Genomic DNA, 14,428 nt, shown 5'->3' on the forward strand with positions numbered 1-14,428 from the left:
AGGCGGCGCCGGAGGGCGAAGTCGCGATGGTCAGGCGGAGCGGCCGGGCGCGGGGCCGCGCCAGGCCGGCTTCCGGTCGGTCGCGGTGAGCGTGTCGCGCGCGCCGGCCGGCAGGGGGCTGGCCGCTTTCGGCGCGGTCGCGCCGTCGCCCAAATAGTCGGTGAGCATCTCGGCGCCGTCGCGGGCGCGTTCGCCCACCAGCTTGAGCGCCTGGGAGCCGACCGCGCAAGCGTCGGGCTGGCGCGCGCAGAACCCGCTGACGTCCGCGACCGTGGCTCCGGCGGCGGCGAGCGCCGACATGGCGTCGATCGAGGCCCGTTCCTTGTCGTTGGGCCCGTCGCCGCGCCCGCCGCCGATCGGCAGGAACACGGCGAGCACGCAGAGCCAGAACGCGACGCGCAACAGGAAGAACATGGCGGGCAGCCTCTTGTGACCACGGCGTCCGGCGGCGCTGGCCGGCCGACTTCCGAAAGCTAGCATGCTCGAACTAACTCGCGTTGAAGCGCTCCGCGGCAAATGTCGCGAATAGTTTCATGTTTTTGAAAGGAGCTGGAAAGGTCCCGTAAAGTCTTGCGGCGATCCGGCGGCGGCGCGCCAAGGTTGATCGTCGGCGCCTGCGAAATCCCGCATTTTAGCGTTCGCTTAAGCGACGGCTGCGAACGTGGCGGCGGAGGCGGAACCCGGATCAGCGCCGCCGCAGGGCGAAGCGGTTCCGGGGCGCCGACGCGTGGAGTGTGCGTGTTGCTTCAGTTCGCGGATCTGAGAGCATTCGCGGAGCAGGTCGCAACCAGGCTTCGCGTCGCCGCCGAGGCGGGCGTCGACGCCGGCTTCCGCCAGCGCGCCTTCGTGACGACACATCTCCTGCTCGGCGTGCTTCCGTTCGGCGTGCTGCCCGTGCTGCTCGCGCTCGGCCGCGGCCCCTCGGCGCTCGACCTCACCGCTTTCGCGCTGTCGGTGGCGCCGATCCTGATCGCCATCCAGCTGTCCCGCTCCGGCGATCTCGACCGCGCCTGCGGGCTGTCTGCGATCGCGTTTGCGTCGTTCACGACCTGCGTCGGCGCGGCGCAGGGCGGCCTCGCCTCCGCGGCTGCCGCCTGGCTCGCGCTGCCGCTGATCGAAGCCGCGCTGTCGGGCTCCCGCCGCGCCGTTGGGATCGCGACCGCAGCTGGCGCGGCCGCGCTCACGGCCCTCGCTCTGGTCAGCGCGGCCGGAGGCGCTCCGGTCCCGGGTGCGTCGGCGCTTGCGATCGCCGGCGTCCTGGTGGCGAGCGTCTATGGGGTCGCGCTCGCGGTGCGGGCGGCGCTCGCGTTCGGCGCGGCCGAGCACGCCCAGCGCGAGCGGGCCGCGCTCGCCGACCTGTTCGCCGGCTCGGTCGCCGATCTCGTGACGCGCCACGGGCCGAACGGCGCCGTGAGCTTCGCGTCGCCCGCCGCGCGGGCGCTGCTCGGCGTCGAGCCGCGCGAACTCCTCGACGGCGGCTTGCTGGCGCGCATTCACATCGCCGACCGGCCGGCCTTCCTGCAGGCGCTGTCGGCCGCCAAGGATTCGCTCGGGCCACGCGCCGTCGAGCTCCGGCTGCGCCGCGACTCCCCGAATGGCCGCCCGGGCGAGCCGAGCTTCGTCTGGACCGAGATGCGTCCGCTGCCGGCGAGCGTCTCCCAGGGCGCTGCGCTGGTCGCGGTGTTCCGCGACGTCTCCGAGCGCAAGGCGCATGAAGAGGCGCTGATCGCCGCGCGCGACGAGGCCGAGCAGGCCAATCTCGCCAAGACTCGCTTCCTCGCGCATATGAGCCACGAGCTCAGAACGCCGCTCAACGCCATCATCGGCTTCTCCGAAATCCTGTCCGATGACGAACTCTGCCGGCTCGCCCCGGAGCGGCGCGCAGACTATGCGGCCTTGATCCATCGTTCCGGCGCGCATCTGCTTGAGGTCGTGAACTCGATTCTCGACATGGCGCGGATTGAGAGCGGCGCCTTCGCGATCCTGCCGGAGCCGTGCGAGGTGGCGCCGATCGTGCGGCACTGCGTCAGCCTGATGGCGCTCAAGGCGCAGGCAGCGGGCGTGCGCCTCTCGGTCCATGTCGATCCCGACGCCGGGCAGATCCACGCGGACCAGCGGGCGTTGACGCAGATCCTGATCAACCTGCTCGCCAACGCGATCAAGTTCACGCCGCGCGACGGCGAGATCTGGGTCGAGGCGCGCGGCCGCGCGAACGGGCTGACGCTTTCGGTGCGCGACACCGGCGTCGGCATCGCGCCCGAGCATATCGGCCGGCTCGGCGAAGCCTTTTTCCAGGCGGACGCCGGCTATGCGCGACGCCACGAGGGGGCCGGCATCGGCCTCTCGGTGGTGCGCGGCCTGGTCGGCCTGCACGGCGGCGAGATGCAGGTCGAAAGCGCGCTCGGCCGCGGAACCCGGGTGACGATCCTGTTGCCGGCCGAGCCCGGATCTCGCGCTGCCGTGGTGGCTTCGCTGCCATGCGCCGACGCCGCTCGCCGCCCCGCGGCCGAACGGCAGGATTTGAGGACAAAACGACGTGCCTAGCGCCCGCCCCAACCGCTCCGAATTCCGTGGCTTCGACGACCCGCGCGGCGCCCGTTCCGGGCTGGCGGGCATGTTGCGGCGGCGGCCGCTCGACTGCTTGGCGGGAGCGCTCGCAGCGGCGTGCGTGGCGATGGTGTTCGTCAATGCGCTAGCGCTGCAGCCCGCGCGACCGCGCTCCGAGCCGCTCGCCTCCCTGACGAAACCGGACGCCCCCGCGCAGAAGCCGGATGAACTCGTCTCCCAGATCCAGTCGGCCCTGGCCGGCCTTGGCTACTATGATGGCCCGGTCGATGGCCTGATGGGCGCCCGCACCGCTACGGCGATCCGCGGCTTCCAGCAGGCGCAGCGGCTCGATCAGACCGGGACTCCGAGCGAGGGCCTGCTGGCGGCCGCTTTGGTCGCGCCGCAGCGCAAGGCCGAGGCAGCGCCGCCGGCGCCAGCCGTGCGCCCGGCCGCGACCACGGCGCCGGCGACCACCGGATCGACGGAGATCGCGGCGCCGAAGCTGATGGCGGTGCAGCGGGCGCTCGCTCGCATCGGATACGGGCCGGTGACGATCGACGGAAAGATGGGCGCTGAGACCCACAACGCGATCCGCAGCTTCGAGCGCGACCACAAGCTGCCCGAGACCGGCGAGCCGTCGCCGCAGGTGCTGCGGGCGCTGCAGGCGATGACGGGCGCGCAGCTCCAGTGACGCGCGGCGGCTGATGTCGTCCCGCCTCACCTCGGATTTCTGGGTCTCCGCCTATGTCCGGCGCTGCCACCTCGAAGGCGCCTTCGCGCTGGTGCGACGACGCGGAGCGAAGGAGGCCGGCGCGATCTTCCTCGTGATCGACCGGCTCGACGGCGGAAACGACCTTTACGCCCCGGCGCCGCAAAGCGAAGCCGAAGATCTGCGTGGTCGCGCGTTCGAGCGTGTGCTGGAAGCGGTCGACGGGCTGACGATCGAGGAGCGGCTCGCGCGCGAGTTGCGCTTCGATTCCGACATCTGGATCGTCGCAGTCGAGGACCGGCAGGGCCGGGCCTTCCTCGACGAGGACTGAGCGTCAGCCGCGCTGGCGCGTCGCGACGTCGCCTGCCCGCGAGAAGGTGCGGCGGGCGCGGGGCGCGGCGCGGACGGCGCCGGCGCGTTCCGGCGCGCCGGACGGATCGAGCAAGGGCTCATGCCGCGCCGGCGCGCGGGCCTGGGTTCTGGCCAGAGCCGCCACGATGTCGCCCGCCACCGCGCGCGAGGTGCTCTCGGCGACCTCGACGAGCTCGAAGAAGCGCGCCACCGAACCCGCGATCTCCGGTTGGGCGACAAGCAGCGCGCGGGCGACGGAATCGCTGTCGACCCCGGCCGCGCGCAGCATCATCACGAACGCCTCGCCGCTCGGTTCGGAGGCGAGCCAGGCGGCTTCCTCCGGCTTGAGGCCGAGCACCTCGCCGAGCGCTTCGACGATGACGTGGCTGCGCCCAGTTTCGGTGGCGGCCTCGACCAGCGCGGCGTCGACGGCGTCGGCGTTGCGGACAGGCCGGGCCGCGAAGGCCGGGCGGGTGGGGCGGCTCTCCAGCGCCTGCCGGATTTCGGCGCGGCGCTCGCGGCTCGCCTGCAGGTAGAGCGGGGCGAGCCCGGCGGCGTCGAAATCCTCACGCCTCAGCAACGCGGAGGCGAGCGGCGGCGCGGCGAGCGCGCGTGCGACCAGCGCCGCGAGCGAGGCCTCGCCCGGCCTCGCGGCGGGGTTCGAGACCAGGCTTTCAAGCACCAGGTCGTCCGGATGGTGTGAGAGGATGCGGATGATGTCGCTGTCGATGTCGGACCTGAGCGCGATGGCGCTCGCCTCGATCGCGCCGCCGTCCAGCGCGACGGTCAGGAGCACGTGACGCGGGACGTCGGCGCGCCGGGCCAGGATCGGCGCCGCCACGGCGGGCTCGTCCTGCAGCAGCCGGTCGATCAGCCGGCGAGGCGCGCGCGGCTCGTCGGAAAGCTTCCGCGCCACGATCGCGCGGGTGTGCGCGTCGACGCTCTCGATCAGTTGCAGCGCGAGCTCTTCATAGCGGGCCACCTCTTCGGGCGCGTGATGCGGCTTCTGGATGAACAGATCCGTCAGCACCCGCACCAGGATCGGCCGGACGTCGACGCCCTCCTGACGGCTCAGCCGGTCGAGCGTCTCTACGGGCAGCAGCTCGTCGCTCATCGTTCGTCCGTTTTCGGGAGGAAGACGCGGCCGTTTATGGGTCGTCCCATGATGGGACGCTACGGTCCTTATGGTTAGCATTCCGTAAACGGCAGCTTCAGGACTGCAGAGCTCGGCGCGGCGGTAACCCGCCGTTAACCATTCCAGCCGCTCAATCATGCGACGAGGGCCCGCATAGCCGTTTACCTCGGGCCCGAGCGAACCGAACCCCCTGACGGGGAGGAGCGACATGGGCCTGGTGCTCGCCTTCCAGACGCCGCGACCGGCGTCTCGCCCGCCGCAGCGGCGCACGAATTCTGCGCGCAGCGCGGACGTGCTGTTCTTCACCGGGGTCCGCTATGAGCGCGAGCCAGCGCCGGCGCGGCCGACGACTCCCGACCGGACCGCGGCTGAGCGCATCCCGCCCGCCTCGTGAGCGCCGCTCCTGCCCGGGCGGCCGCTCCGCCGCCCGGCGCGGGACCGCGCGCCGCGCGGGCCGCGCTGGCGGCTTGCCTGATCGCCTCGCTTGCCGGCTGCGGCCCCGCGACCGGCGACTTCGGCCGGCCAGCTCCGAGCGTCGTCCATGACGATCTGATGCCCGCGGTCGGCGACGCCTTGGCGCGGGCCCGCCGCGAGCCGGTCTCCTCCTATCCGCGCACCGACGACGAACGCCTGCTGCGCGACCTCGGCTGGGCGGTGGTGATGCCGCCGCTAGAGGCCCAGCGGCGCGAGCGCGCGATCGCAGAGCTGCGGCGGACGCGCATCCTGCCGGCCAACCGCCGGAGGTTCGACAAATCGTCCTACGTGAAGACGCTGCTGGCGGAGCCCTACCGCTCAAGCGAGGCTCGCTACGCCCGGCTCAAGGACGACGTCGTCGCCGACACGCTTCGGATCGACCCGTTCTTCCAGGTCGCCGCCCGCGTCGCGGCGGCCGATCGGGCGCGGGGCAGGGCGGTCGAGACCGTGCCGGAGGTGCAGCCGGGCGAGCGCGCCGACGCGCTGGCGCGCATCGAGGAGAACGGGCTGTTCATCGCCTGGGTCCGCGACTCGTTCGACGAGCGGCTCGTCTCCTATCGCTACGCGCTCGACAGGCTGATCCTCGCCACCCCCGACCGGTCTTCGATCGAGGTCGAGGGCGCGATCGACGCCTTCGAGGACGTGCTGGCGAGCCTCAGGCCGCTCGGGCCGCCGCGCGGCGTGTTCAAGGGCTGATCTGGCGCGTCGCGGCGCGCTCGCAACTCGCCTTGCCGGCCAGATGGCGGAGAGCCGGCCGGGCGCTGGGCCCGGAGGCGAACAGCCGCACCAGCACGAAGCCGGTTGGCGTAGGCGACACGATCCGCAGCGCTGGCCGCCCTTCGGGCGCATCCTCGACCTCCGCCGCCGCGACGTCGTCCCGGCTCAGCACGGTCACCTCGACCGCGCCGTTGGTCGCCGCCTTGTCGGTGAGCGCGTAGAAAGGCTGGCCGTAGCGGTTGTGGACCGTGACCGAGCCGTAGGTCGAGGGCAGGCTCGCGCGGATCGTGACTGGCCCGTCTGCGAGGTCGTAGCGGCAGGCCGCCATCACGAAGCTCGGATCGCGGAACGGCAATGTCTCCGCGCCTGCGTCCGGCAGCACGGCGAATCGGCCGACCGGCGTTGCTGCGGCGAGCCGGTCATAGGCCGATCCCGGCGCCATCAGCGGCACGGCGAACAGGGTCGCGATGTGCACCAGTCCGCCGAGCGTCAGCCCGAGCGCGAGCGCGTAAAGCAGCCGCATCATCGGCAGCCCTCCCGCCGGATCGCGAGCAGGACATCAGGATCGGCGCGGTCGAGCGGCGTGCCGATCGTGGTGTCGTAGAGGGTCAGCCGGAGGACGAAAGGCCCGGCGCCGCCGAGCTGCTGCCAGTTTCCTGGCCGGGCGTCGCGCGACAGAGCGATGCGCAGCGGCGCGTCGTCCGTCCGCACGACATTGGCGCTGTTCAGGCCGATCGGCTCGCCCTGGCTCTCGATCGGCTTTCCGGACGGCTGGAAGGCCGCAAGGCTCCACAAGCGGGCGTTAGGCAGCCGGCCCTCGAGCGCGTAGTCGCAGGCGAGGTCGAGCGGACGGCCGGAATCGTCGGTCTCGGCCGTGAAAGGCAGACCATCGCCATAGGCGAGCGGCGCCTCGCCGCGCCGCGCCGCGCCGGCCCGCTCATAGGGATCCGCCGCGAGCGTGCCGGCGTCCGGCTCGGCGCGCCACGGGCCGATCGCGAGGCGCGCAACCGGCAGCCCGTGCGCGACCGTCCACCAGGTCGCGCCCAGGCCGAGACCGGCGGCGAGTCCGAAGACGAGGATGACGGCGAGCATCAGGCGCATGGACGCATCCGCCTCAATGCGCCACGACGGCTGGCGCGGGCGCCGCGGGAAGTTCGAGCGAGGCCTTCTCGGGCTTTGGCGCGCCGGCGGCCTCGACGTCGGAGACGATCGCGTTGAGGATCCGCGCCGCCCCGTCCGTGAGATTGCGCGAGCGCGGCAGCCCCTCGTCGCCGCCTCCGGCGCCCGCCGCGGCGACCGCTGCGCCCTCGGGCAGCTTCAGCCCGGGGATCGGCCGCGGCGCGAGGCCCTGATGCGCGAAGGTCATGATCTCCTTCCAGGTCATGGCGGGCAGCGAGCCGCCCGTCATCTCCTTGGTGGCGGTGAAGTCGTCATTGCCGAACCACACCCCGCCGACGAGGGAGCCCGTGAAGCCGACGAACCACGCGTCGCGGTAAGACTGCGACGTGCCGGTCTTGCCGCACACCTGGTAGCCGTCGAGCCGCGCGCGCCCGCCGGTGCCGCCCTCGGTGACGGCCAGCATCATGCGCGTCATGTCGGCGACCACGTAAGGCGCAAGCACCTGCTGCGGGGGCTTGGCGTCGCGGTCATGGCGCCAGATCAGCTCGCCCTTGGAGTCCGCCACCTCGACCGCCGCGTAAGGCGGCGCCCGCCGTCCGCCATTGGCGATGGTGGAATAGGCCGAGGTGTGGTCGAGCACCGTCACCTCTTCGACGCCGAGCGCGAAGGCGCGGCCCGGATCGAGCTTGCTGCGCAGGCCCATGCGATGCGCGAGGTCGATGACCGGCTTCTGCCCGATCGCCAAGGCTAGACGTACAGGCACAGTATTGATAGACTTCGCGTAAGCAGTGATTAGTTGGACTCGGCCGGCGAAGCGCCTTCCGTAGTTGCGGGGGCACCAGTTGCCGATGCAGAACGGCGCGTCGACGATGTAGCTGTCGGGCGTGAACCTGCCGGACGAGAACGCCGCGGCGTACACATAGGTCTTGAACGACGAGCCGGGCTGCCTGAGCGCGTCGGTGGCGCGGTTGAACTGGCTCTGGCCGTAGTCGCGCCCGCCCACCATGGCCCGCACCGCGCCCTCCGGCTCCATCACCACCGCGGCCGCCTGGTCGACGTCGTACTGCTCGCCATACTGCCTGAGCGTCTGCTCGATCGCCGCCTCCGCGTGGCGCTGCAGCGCCGGGTCGAGCGCGGTCCTGACGGTGAGCACCCGCTGGCCCTTGAACGCGCCGTCGCGCGCCAGCCCCCGCACCTCCGCATAGGCCCAGTCGAGATAATAGTCCGGGCTCGTCGCCTGCGCGGTCAGCACCGGGCTTGCGGGGCTAAGCCGCGCCGGCTGCACCTGGCCCTCGGTCATGAAGCCGGCGTCGACCAGATTGTCGAGCACCTGGCTCGCCCGCGCGCGCGCCGCCGCGAGGTTGACGTGCGGCGCGAACTTGGTCGGCGCCTTGAACAGCCCGGCCAGCATCGCGCTCTCGGCGAGGTTCACGTCGCGCGCGCTCTTGCCGAAATAGAAATGCGCCGCCGCGTCCACCCCGAACGCGCCGCCGCCCATATAGGCGCGGTCGAGATAGAGCTTCAGGATCTCGTCCTTGGTCAGATGGTGCTCGAGCCACAGCGCCAGGAACGCCTCCCGGATCTTGCGCTCCAGCGTGCGCTCATTGGTCAGGAAGATGTTTTTGGCGAGCTGCTGGCTGATCGACGAGCCGCCCTGCCGCACGCCGTTCGCCTTGGCGTTGGTGACGAGCGCGCGCAGCGTGCCGGCGACGTCGATGCCGAAATGCTGGTAGAAGCGCCGGTCCTCGGTCGCGAGCGCGGCCTTGATCAGATGGTCGGGATATTCGGCGAGCGGGATGCCGTCATTCTGCATCACGCCGCGCTTGCCGATCTCGACGCCGTGGCGGTCCAGGAAGGTGACGGAGATGTCGCCGCGGTTCAGCCAGTCGCCGGTGGTGTCCTGGAAGGCGGGGGTGGCGAGCGCCAGCATCAGCACCGCGCCGGCGGCGCCCAGCGTCAGCCCCTCGCACAGGATCTCGACCGTCCAGCGCCGCCAGCCCCGCGCGCGAAACGCGTCGAAGGCGGCGCAGACGCCGTCCCACTGCCGCGAGAAGCCCGGCCAGATCCGCCAAAACGTGTCGTCGAGCCAGGAATCGAGCGCCAGCAGGAAGCGCTTGATGTCGAACTTTTTCCGGCGCCCGCCCGCAGCCGCAGTCCGGGCCGGCGCGCCGGCCTCGGCCTTCCGCAGGCGCGCGGCCGCGGCCCGCCGCTCCGTGGCCTCGGCGCGCTCCGCGCGCGCCGCGGCGCGCGCCGCGGTCTTTTCGGCGGCCGCCCGCTCGGACTCCGCCCACACCCGTTCGAGTTTTTCGCGGCCCATCCGCTGCCCGGCCTCCAGCGCGTCGAGCGCGCGCTCCGCCTGGGGCCGCAGCCGCGCGACAAGCGCCGTCCACGCCGCGCGGGCCTTTGCGCCGATCCCGTCCACTCGCAAACCCCCGATCGACCCCGGCCGTCCCGCTCCCGGACGGACTTGACGCCACGCCCCTTGCGCGCGCAAGAGCCATGCCGCGCGGTATTTTGGAACAGCCCGGCCCCCTTGACGCAAGCCACGACCCTAAAGCCCGCCCCCTTCTGGAGGGTGAAGCGGCTCGACGAGATGTCGTCACAAGAATGGGAGAGCCTGTGCGACGGCTGCGGCCGCTGCTGCCTGCTCAAGCTGCAGGACGAGGAGACCGAGCGGGTCTACTACACCGACGTCGCCTGCCGCCTGCTCGATTGCGACAGCTGCCGCTGCAAATCCTACCCCGACCGCAAGGCCCATGTGCCGGACTGCGTGCAGCTGACGCCGAAGACGGTCGAGGACATCGGCTGGCTCCCGCTCACCTGCGCCTACCGCCTGGTCGACGAAGGCCGCGACCTCCCCTGGTGGCACCCGCTGGTGTCAGGAAGTCCCGAAACGGTGCACGAGGCCGGCGTCAGCGTGCGGGGCCGGGTGTCCGGGACCGAGGACGAGGTCCCGCCGGAGGACCTTGAGGACCGGGTGGTGGACTGGCCGGTGCGGAAGGTGCGGGGGAAGCGGCAGGGGTAGTTGCCACGGGAACAAATGAAGCACATACTCGCCGCGCATGTGCGCGTCCGGCAGGAGGCCGGGGATGGAGCGGAGCAGGGATAAGTCTGGAGTTCAGCGGTACGGGTCGGCGGGAAGCCTGACGCTCGCGGACATCGGCGGGTCGAGCGCCGCGACGCGGAGCGTTCTCGATGAGGTGTCGAGCCGTTTCGTGGATTCGACGAAGCCGTGGGAGCGGTACGGGTCGGCGGGAAGCCTGACGCTCGTGGACATCGGCGGGTCGGGCGCCGCGACGCGGAGCGTTCTCGATGAGGTGTCGAGCCGTTTCGTGGATTCGACGAAGCCGTGGGAGCGGTACGGGTCGGCGGGAAGCCTGACGCTCGTCGACATCGGCGGGTCGAACAACCAGCCCGAAAGTGTTCTCGGCAGCCTCATCAAGCTTGGAGATGCCGTTCCTCAAGGTCATTTGCCGCTGAGGCCCGGCTCTTCGGGCCAGGTGGTCTTCAAGCGCCAGCCATCGGGAGCAGTGACTCGGGACGCGCCCCGGCATCATGACGATCGCATCTCGGGCTTAATCGCGGCTTACGGGAACCCGATCCAGCTGCCAGAGGGGCAGGAGGAATGGCGAGCCGTTGAACGCGATGTTACGGTCTACCGATGGTTTCGCGTTTTCGAGCCTAGGCTGCGCAGCTTTATTTCTGAAAAGATGGCGGCAGTCTTTGGTCCGGACTGGATGAAGAGCCAGCTACCAAACGGTATGCTGGATCAGTGGAGAGCGCGAGCGGCTCAAGCTGGACCTTGGGCTTCGAAGAACTTAATGAGCTACGCGGACTTCACCGACTACGCGCGGATCATCTGCAGGCGAGATAATTGGGGCCGTGTTTTCAAGATATTTTTCAAGAGAACGGAGTTCGTGCAGGAATCATTGTTCAGGCTAGGCGAGCCTAGAAACTGTACAATGCATTTCAGGGAGACGCCGGATGGTGACGAACTTCTGATCTTCGCCGAAATCAAGAGGTTTCAGAAGCTGCTCAACTAGTCCGTCAATTGCAGTGCATCCGACCATGGCCATACGGGTTGGAATCGGCAGCTTCCACCGACGACGAAGCGCGAGGTGCGTCCAATCTACGAGAACACGGCCACGCCGCGCGCCGCCGGTGCTGCTGCTCCGCTAGAACTCCCTGATCTTGCGGATCATCTCGCGTAGTGCGGGGTAGTTCTCGGTTCGCGCCAGCCCGTGGAGCGCGAAAGCGGCGATCGCCTCGCCCTGACGTCGGGCTTCTTCGGCGTCGGCGCCTGTTGCGGCGTTCGAGAAGCGCCAAACGGCGGCGAGATGGCCCTTGATCGATTTGGCCGCCGTGCAGGACTGGTTGCGCCCCGTAGGCGTCCGATCGCACACGATGCCTGTGGCGCCTGTGCTCAGATCCATCGTCTTGAGCTGATCAAACATCGTTTCGCGGCCGCCGAGTCCAAAATTCCGGAAGTTCTCGAGCCTACGGTCGTCGACCAGATAGAAGCTTCCAGACGGCGGCAGGGTCTGCGTGAGCAGGTTGGCCGGGTCGTCGCAGACGGACCTCGACCATTCGCGGGTCATCCGCGAGCATAGCGCATCTGATGGCGCGTTGATCTTCGAGCCATAGGCCCGGATCACGATCTTGAGCTGGTCGAAGCGGGGCGCCGTCTCCGGACCGGCGGAGGCTTTGCGGAACGCCTCGAAGCGCGGCAACTCGCCCTCGGGGCTGGGCGCCGGCTCGAAGGTGAAAGGCTCTATTCGGGGCCATGTTTCCGGCAACGCCGCGATCGGAGCCACAAGCGGCATGTCTCCGACAACCACATAGGCGTCGGAGCTCAGGATCTTCAGATACTCGTCGGTGCTCACTGACGGCGAGCACGCCGCCGCGGCAAGGGTGAGGCAGCCGGCGAGAGGCGAGATCGTGCGGCGGAGCGGCATGGCCGGATGATGCCTCAACGGATCTGATTTGGCGTTAGCGACACTGAAGAAGAGCGGGCGTTGTGAGCTACCCGATGATAGGAAAAAAAGCATAGATGCCGCGGCAGCGTCGTGCGATGATCGGCGGGTCGCCGCCTGGACCTCGCCCATGCCCGCCTTCCGCGCCCACACTCCCGACGAGATCGCCCACGCCAGGACCCTCTATGAGGAGACCGATCTCTCGCCGCATGACATCGCCAGAATTCTCGGGATCGGGACGAACACCTTCTACCGGCGGGTGAAGAGCTGGGGGTGGCGGCGGCGCAGGCTGCGGGTGGAGGAGGTTGAGGCTGCGGCGGTTCAGGCTGCGGGGTCGCGCGATAGGGCGCTCCAGAGGCTCGGCAAAAGGGTGCTGGACGAGCGGCGGGCGGCGATCGACCGGGCGGAGGACGCGATCGTCGGGCAGCTCGACGCGCTGGAGATGATGCAGGCGCGCGTCGCGGCGGCGGCCATGACGGTGCTGCAGGGCGAGAAGGCGGCGCGCACGCTGCGGCTTCTGACGCAGACGCTGGTCGAGGTCGGCCGCTACCGCAGCGAGGCGGCGGCGCTGACCGCCGGCAAGCGGCGGCGCGCGGAGCCGGAGGAGGTCGACCTCGAGGCGGCGCGCGAGGCGCTGCGCGGCAAGATCGCGGCGCTCTGCGCGCGCGAGCGCGGGGAGTGAAGGCGCCGCCGCGCCGAAAGAAGGCGCCGCCGCGCAACGAGAGGCGTCATCCTCGGGCTTGACCCGAGGATCCATCGGGCGCGGACGCGCCCGGTGTGATGGGCGCCCCTGTCAGGCCCGGGCATGACGGGGAGGCTTTTTCTGACGCGCCGGCGCGTCAGCGGCCCCGCTGGCGCGCGCGCGCCTTAGCGACGGCGTCGCGGAACTCGTCATAGCTCGGCGCGGCGGCGACCAGCAGCGGGCCGATCAGGTAGACGGGCGTGCCCATAAAACCCATGCCGCGGGCCTGGGCGTCGTTGCGCTTGAGCAGCGCGACCATTTCGGACTCATGCGCCGTGGCGTCGGCCTGCAGCCTGGCCATGTCGACGCCCGCGCTCGCGACCGCCGCCAGCATCTTGGCCTGGGGGACGTTGCCGCCCGGCAGGCTCATCAGCGCGCGGTGCGCGGTCTCGTATTTGCCCTGATACTTGGCCGCCAGCGCGATCTTGGCGCCGGCGACCGAGCTTTCGGCGAGGATCGGCCAGTCCTTGTAGACCAGCCGGATCTTTCCGTCGGTCCGGACCAGTTTTTCCAGCGCGGGCGCGGACCTTTTGCAGAAGCCGCAATTGTAATCGAGGTACGCGACGATCGTGACGTCGCCCTTCGGGTCGCCGCCGACCGGGGCGGCCGGATCGCCGACGATCATCTCGCGGCTGACGTCGCGCGGGTCGGCGGCGGGCGAGGCGGCGAACGCCGCAGCGGGCGCGAGCGCGGCGATAAGGGCGATCAGGCGAAGGACGGAGCGGCGGGGGCTGGGCATGGGGCTCACCCTGCCAGCGATCCGCGCCGCGGTCGAGCGCCCCACGGCGCGGCGCTTTTCCCGCCCGTAGCGAGGCCGCCCGGCAATATCTGCCGGGTCGTTTACGCCCCGTTAACCAAGCCCGCGTCAACTCAGGTCAACGCTTCCTTAACCACCTGAGTCCGGGACGCCGACCGTGCCGCCAGCCGCCGCCCTCCAGATCGTTCCCAACACGCCCGAACCGGAGGGCAAGCGCCGGCAGGTGCGCTTCCGCGGCCGCTCCTTCATGGCGCTGGTGCTGACGCCCGAACCGCCGACCGATGACTGGCTCGCAGAGCTCGACGCGCTCGCCGCCCGCTCGCCCGGCTTCTTCGGCGACCGGCCGGTGGTGCTCGACGTCTCCGCCATCAAGGCCTCGCCCAGAACGCTCGCGGCGCTGCTCGGCCAGCTCGAGAGCCGCGGCGTACGGCTGATCGGCGTCGAAGGCTGCGACCCGAAGTTTCTGGACGGCCCGAACGCCCGGCTCGCCATGCCGGTCGGCGGCCGCGCGGCCGGCGAACTCTCCGCGCCCGAGCCCGGCAGCGTCGCGACCGGCTCGCTGGTGGTGGAGCAGCCGGTCCGCTCCGGCCAGACCATCTCGTTCAACGGCGACGTCACGATCTGCGGCTCGGTCGCGTCCGGCGCCGAGGTGATCGCCTCCGGCTCGATCCACGTCTATGGCGCGCTGCGCGGCCGGGCGATCGCGGGCTCGGCCGGCAATTCCAAGGCGCGCATCTTCTGCCGCAAGCTCGACGCCGAGCTGCTCGCCATCGACGGCGTCTACATGACCACTGAACGGCTTGACGCGAAACTCAAGGGCAAGGCCGTAAAGGCCTGGCTCGACGGGGAAAACCTGCGCGTCGACGCGCTTGACTGACGTGACGCTCGAAACGTCCTTTACGGG

Annotated in this window: 16 protein-coding genes; 9 read left to right on the forward strand and 7 right to left on the reverse strand. The window is 70.6% G+C overall.

The annotated features are described in order from the left end of the window. Positions 1-30: 30 nt before the first annotated feature. Entirely contained in the window at positions 31-414 is a 384-nt protein-coding gene (locus VM780_RS05740) for a DUF5330 domain-containing protein (RefSeq protein ID WP_325446028.1), read from the reverse strand. Positions 415-741: 327 nt separating this feature from the next. Here VM780_RS05740 and VM780_RS05745 point away from each other — a divergent pair, with 327 nt between their 5' ends. The 3 genes from VM780_RS05745 to VM780_RS05755 are packed head-to-tail and all read left to right on the forward strand — an operon-like array spanning position 742 to position 3,587. After that, positions 742-2,544: a PAS domain-containing sensor histidine kinase gene (locus tag VM780_RS05745; RefSeq protein ID WP_325446030.1), complete on the forward strand. Its 1,803-nt coding sequence runs from the start codon at positions 742-744 to the stop codon at positions 2,542-2,544. Then, positions 2,537-3,238, forward strand: coding sequence for a peptidoglycan-binding domain-containing protein (locus VM780_RS05750; protein WP_325446032.1), 702 nt, complete (start codon positions 2,537-2,539; stop codon positions 3,236-3,238). The genes VM780_RS05745 and VM780_RS05750 overlap by 8 nt, the downstream gene beginning before the upstream one ends. Positions 3,239-3,251: 13 nt before the next feature. Then, positions 3,252-3,587 carry a DUF1491 family protein gene (locus tag VM780_RS05755; RefSeq protein ID WP_325446034.1) on the forward strand — a complete coding sequence of 112 codons (336 nt, stop codon included), beginning with the start codon at positions 3,252-3,254 and terminating at the stop codon, positions 3,585-3,587. A 3-nt stretch (positions 3,588-3,590) separates the two neighbouring features. Here the strand turns inward: VM780_RS05755 and VM780_RS05760 are convergent, their stop codons facing one another. Further along, positions 3,591-4,721, reverse strand: coding sequence for a DUF2336 domain-containing protein (locus tag VM780_RS05760; protein WP_325446036.1), 1,131 nt, complete (start codon positions 4,719-4,721; stop codon positions 3,591-3,593). A 229-nt stretch (positions 4,722-4,950) separates the two neighbouring features. On the opposite strand from VM780_RS05760, the gene VM780_RS05765 reads away from it, so the two are divergent. Both VM780_RS05765 and VM780_RS05770 read left to right on the forward strand, forming a co-directional pair. Then, the gene (locus VM780_RS05765) at positions 4,951-5,136 is read left to right on the forward strand and encodes a hypothetical protein (protein ID WP_325446038.1); all 186 of its coding nucleotides are present in this window, start codon (positions 4,951-4,953) and stop codon (positions 5,134-5,136) included. Further along, complete coding sequence (locus tag VM780_RS05770; protein WP_325446040.1) at positions 5,133-5,912, forward strand: hypothetical protein; 780 nt, start codon at positions 5,133-5,135, stop codon at positions 5,910-5,912. The genes VM780_RS05765 and VM780_RS05770 overlap by 4 nt, the downstream gene beginning before the upstream one ends. Here the strand turns inward: VM780_RS05770 and VM780_RS05775 are convergent. From VM780_RS05775 to VM780_RS05785, 3 genes are read right to left on the reverse strand one after another with little or no spacing between them, the layout of a single operon-like run. Beyond that, positions 5,902-6,459 carry a DUF1254 domain-containing protein gene (locus VM780_RS05775; protein ID WP_325446042.1) on the reverse strand — a complete coding sequence of 186 codons (558 nt, stop codon included), beginning with the start codon at positions 6,457-6,459 and terminating at the stop codon, positions 5,902-5,904. The two genes, VM780_RS05770 and VM780_RS05775, sit on opposite strands and share 11 nt — an antisense overlap. Next, positions 6,456-7,034: a DUF1214 domain-containing protein gene (locus VM780_RS05780; protein ID WP_325446044.1), complete on the reverse strand. Its 579-nt coding sequence runs from the start codon at positions 7,032-7,034 to the stop codon at positions 6,456-6,458. Before VM780_RS05780 ends, VM780_RS05775 begins: the two co-directional genes overlap by 4 nt. A 13-nt stretch (positions 7,035-7,047) precedes the next feature. After that, the gene (locus VM780_RS05785; protein ID WP_325446046.1) at positions 7,048-9,474 is read right to left on the reverse strand and encodes a PBP1A family penicillin-binding protein; all 2,427 of its coding nucleotides are present in this window, start codon (positions 9,472-9,474) and stop codon (positions 7,048-7,050) included. Positions 9,475-9,585: 111 nt separating this feature from the next. Here VM780_RS05785 and VM780_RS05790 point away from each other — a divergent pair, with 111 nt between their 5' ends. Next, positions 9,586-10,077, forward strand: a complete 492-nt coding sequence (locus tag VM780_RS05790; protein WP_325446048.1) for a YcgN family cysteine cluster protein — start codon at positions 9,586-9,588, stop codon at positions 10,075-10,077. A 64-nt stretch (positions 10,078-10,141) separates the two neighbouring features. Next, positions 10,142-11,095, forward strand: a complete 954-nt coding sequence (locus VM780_RS05795; protein WP_325446050.1) for a hypothetical protein — start codon at positions 10,142-10,144, stop codon at positions 11,093-11,095. A 132-nt stretch (positions 11,096-11,227) separates the two neighbouring features. On the opposite strand, the gene VM780_RS05800 is transcribed toward VM780_RS05795, so the two are convergent. Then, positions 11,228-12,007 carry a hypothetical protein gene (locus VM780_RS05800; RefSeq protein WP_325446052.1) on the reverse strand — a complete coding sequence of 260 codons (780 nt, stop codon included), beginning with the start codon at positions 12,005-12,007 and terminating at the stop codon, positions 11,228-11,230. 148 nt (positions 12,008-12,155) lie between these two features. On the opposite strand from VM780_RS05800, the gene VM780_RS05805 reads away from it, so the two are divergent. After that, the gene (locus tag VM780_RS05805; RefSeq protein ID WP_325446054.1) at positions 12,156-12,707 is read left to right on the forward strand and encodes a hypothetical protein; all 552 of its coding nucleotides are present in this window, start codon (positions 12,156-12,158) and stop codon (positions 12,705-12,707) included. A gap of 157 nt (positions 12,708-12,864) precedes the next feature. On the opposite strand, the gene VM780_RS05810 is transcribed toward VM780_RS05805, so the two are convergent. Continuing rightward, positions 12,865-13,506, reverse strand: coding sequence for a DsbA family protein (locus VM780_RS05810; protein WP_325446056.1), 642 nt, complete (start codon positions 13,504-13,506; stop codon positions 12,865-12,867). 175 nt (positions 13,507-13,681) lie between these two features. On the opposite strand from VM780_RS05810, the gene minC reads away from it, so the two are divergent. Next, complete coding sequence (minC, locus tag VM780_RS05815; RefSeq protein WP_325446058.1) at positions 13,682-14,401, forward strand: septum site-determining protein MinC; 720 nt, start codon at positions 13,682-13,684, stop codon at positions 14,399-14,401. The last annotated feature ends 27 nt before the right edge of the window (positions 14,402-14,428 follow it).

The organism is Hansschlegelia sp., assembly GCF_035538955.1.
Lineage (GTDB): Bacteria > Pseudomonadota > Alphaproteobacteria > Rhizobiales > Methylopilaceae > Methylopila.

What these genes read in the sequence shown, in the direction of transcription:
- VM780_RS05740 (WP_325446028.1), bottom strand. Translation starts at nt 414, where the DNA reads ATGTTCTTCCTGTTGCGCGTCGCGTTCTGGCTCTGCGTGCTCGCCGTG.
- VM780_RS05755 (WP_325446034.1), top strand. Translation starts at nt 3,252, where the DNA reads ATGTCGTCCCGCCTCACCTCGGATTTCTGGGTCTCCGCCTATGTCCGG.
- VM780_RS05760 (WP_325446036.1), bottom strand. Translation starts at nt 4,721, where the DNA reads ATGAGCGACGAGCTGCTGCCCGTAGAGACGCTCGACCGGCTGAGCCGT.
- VM780_RS05765 (WP_325446038.1), top strand. Translation starts at nt 4,951, where the DNA reads ATGGGCCTGGTGCTCGCCTTCCAGACGCCGCGACCGGCGTCTCGCCCG.
- VM780_RS05775 (WP_325446042.1), bottom strand. Translation starts at nt 6,459, where the DNA reads ATGATGCGGCTGCTTTACGCGCTCGCGCTCGGGCTGACGCTCGGCGGA.
- VM780_RS05780 (WP_325446044.1), bottom strand. Translation starts at nt 7,034, where the DNA reads ATGCGCCTGATGCTCGCCGTCATCCTCGTCTTCGGACTCGCCGCCGGT.
- VM780_RS05795 (WP_325446050.1), top strand. Translation starts at nt 10,142, where the DNA reads ATGGAGCGGAGCAGGGATAAGTCTGGAGTTCAGCGGTACGGGTCGGCG.
- VM780_RS05800 (WP_325446052.1), bottom strand. Translation starts at nt 12,007, where the DNA reads ATGCCGCTCCGCCGCACGATCTCGCCTCTCGCCGGCTGCCTCACCCTT.
- VM780_RS05805 (WP_325446054.1), top strand. Translation starts at nt 12,156, where the DNA reads ATGCCCGCCTTCCGCGCCCACACTCCCGACGAGATCGCCCACGCCAGG.
- VM780_RS05810 (WP_325446056.1), bottom strand. Translation starts at nt 13,506, where the DNA reads ATGCCCAGCCCCCGCCGCTCCGTCCTTCGCCTGATCGCCCTTATCGCC.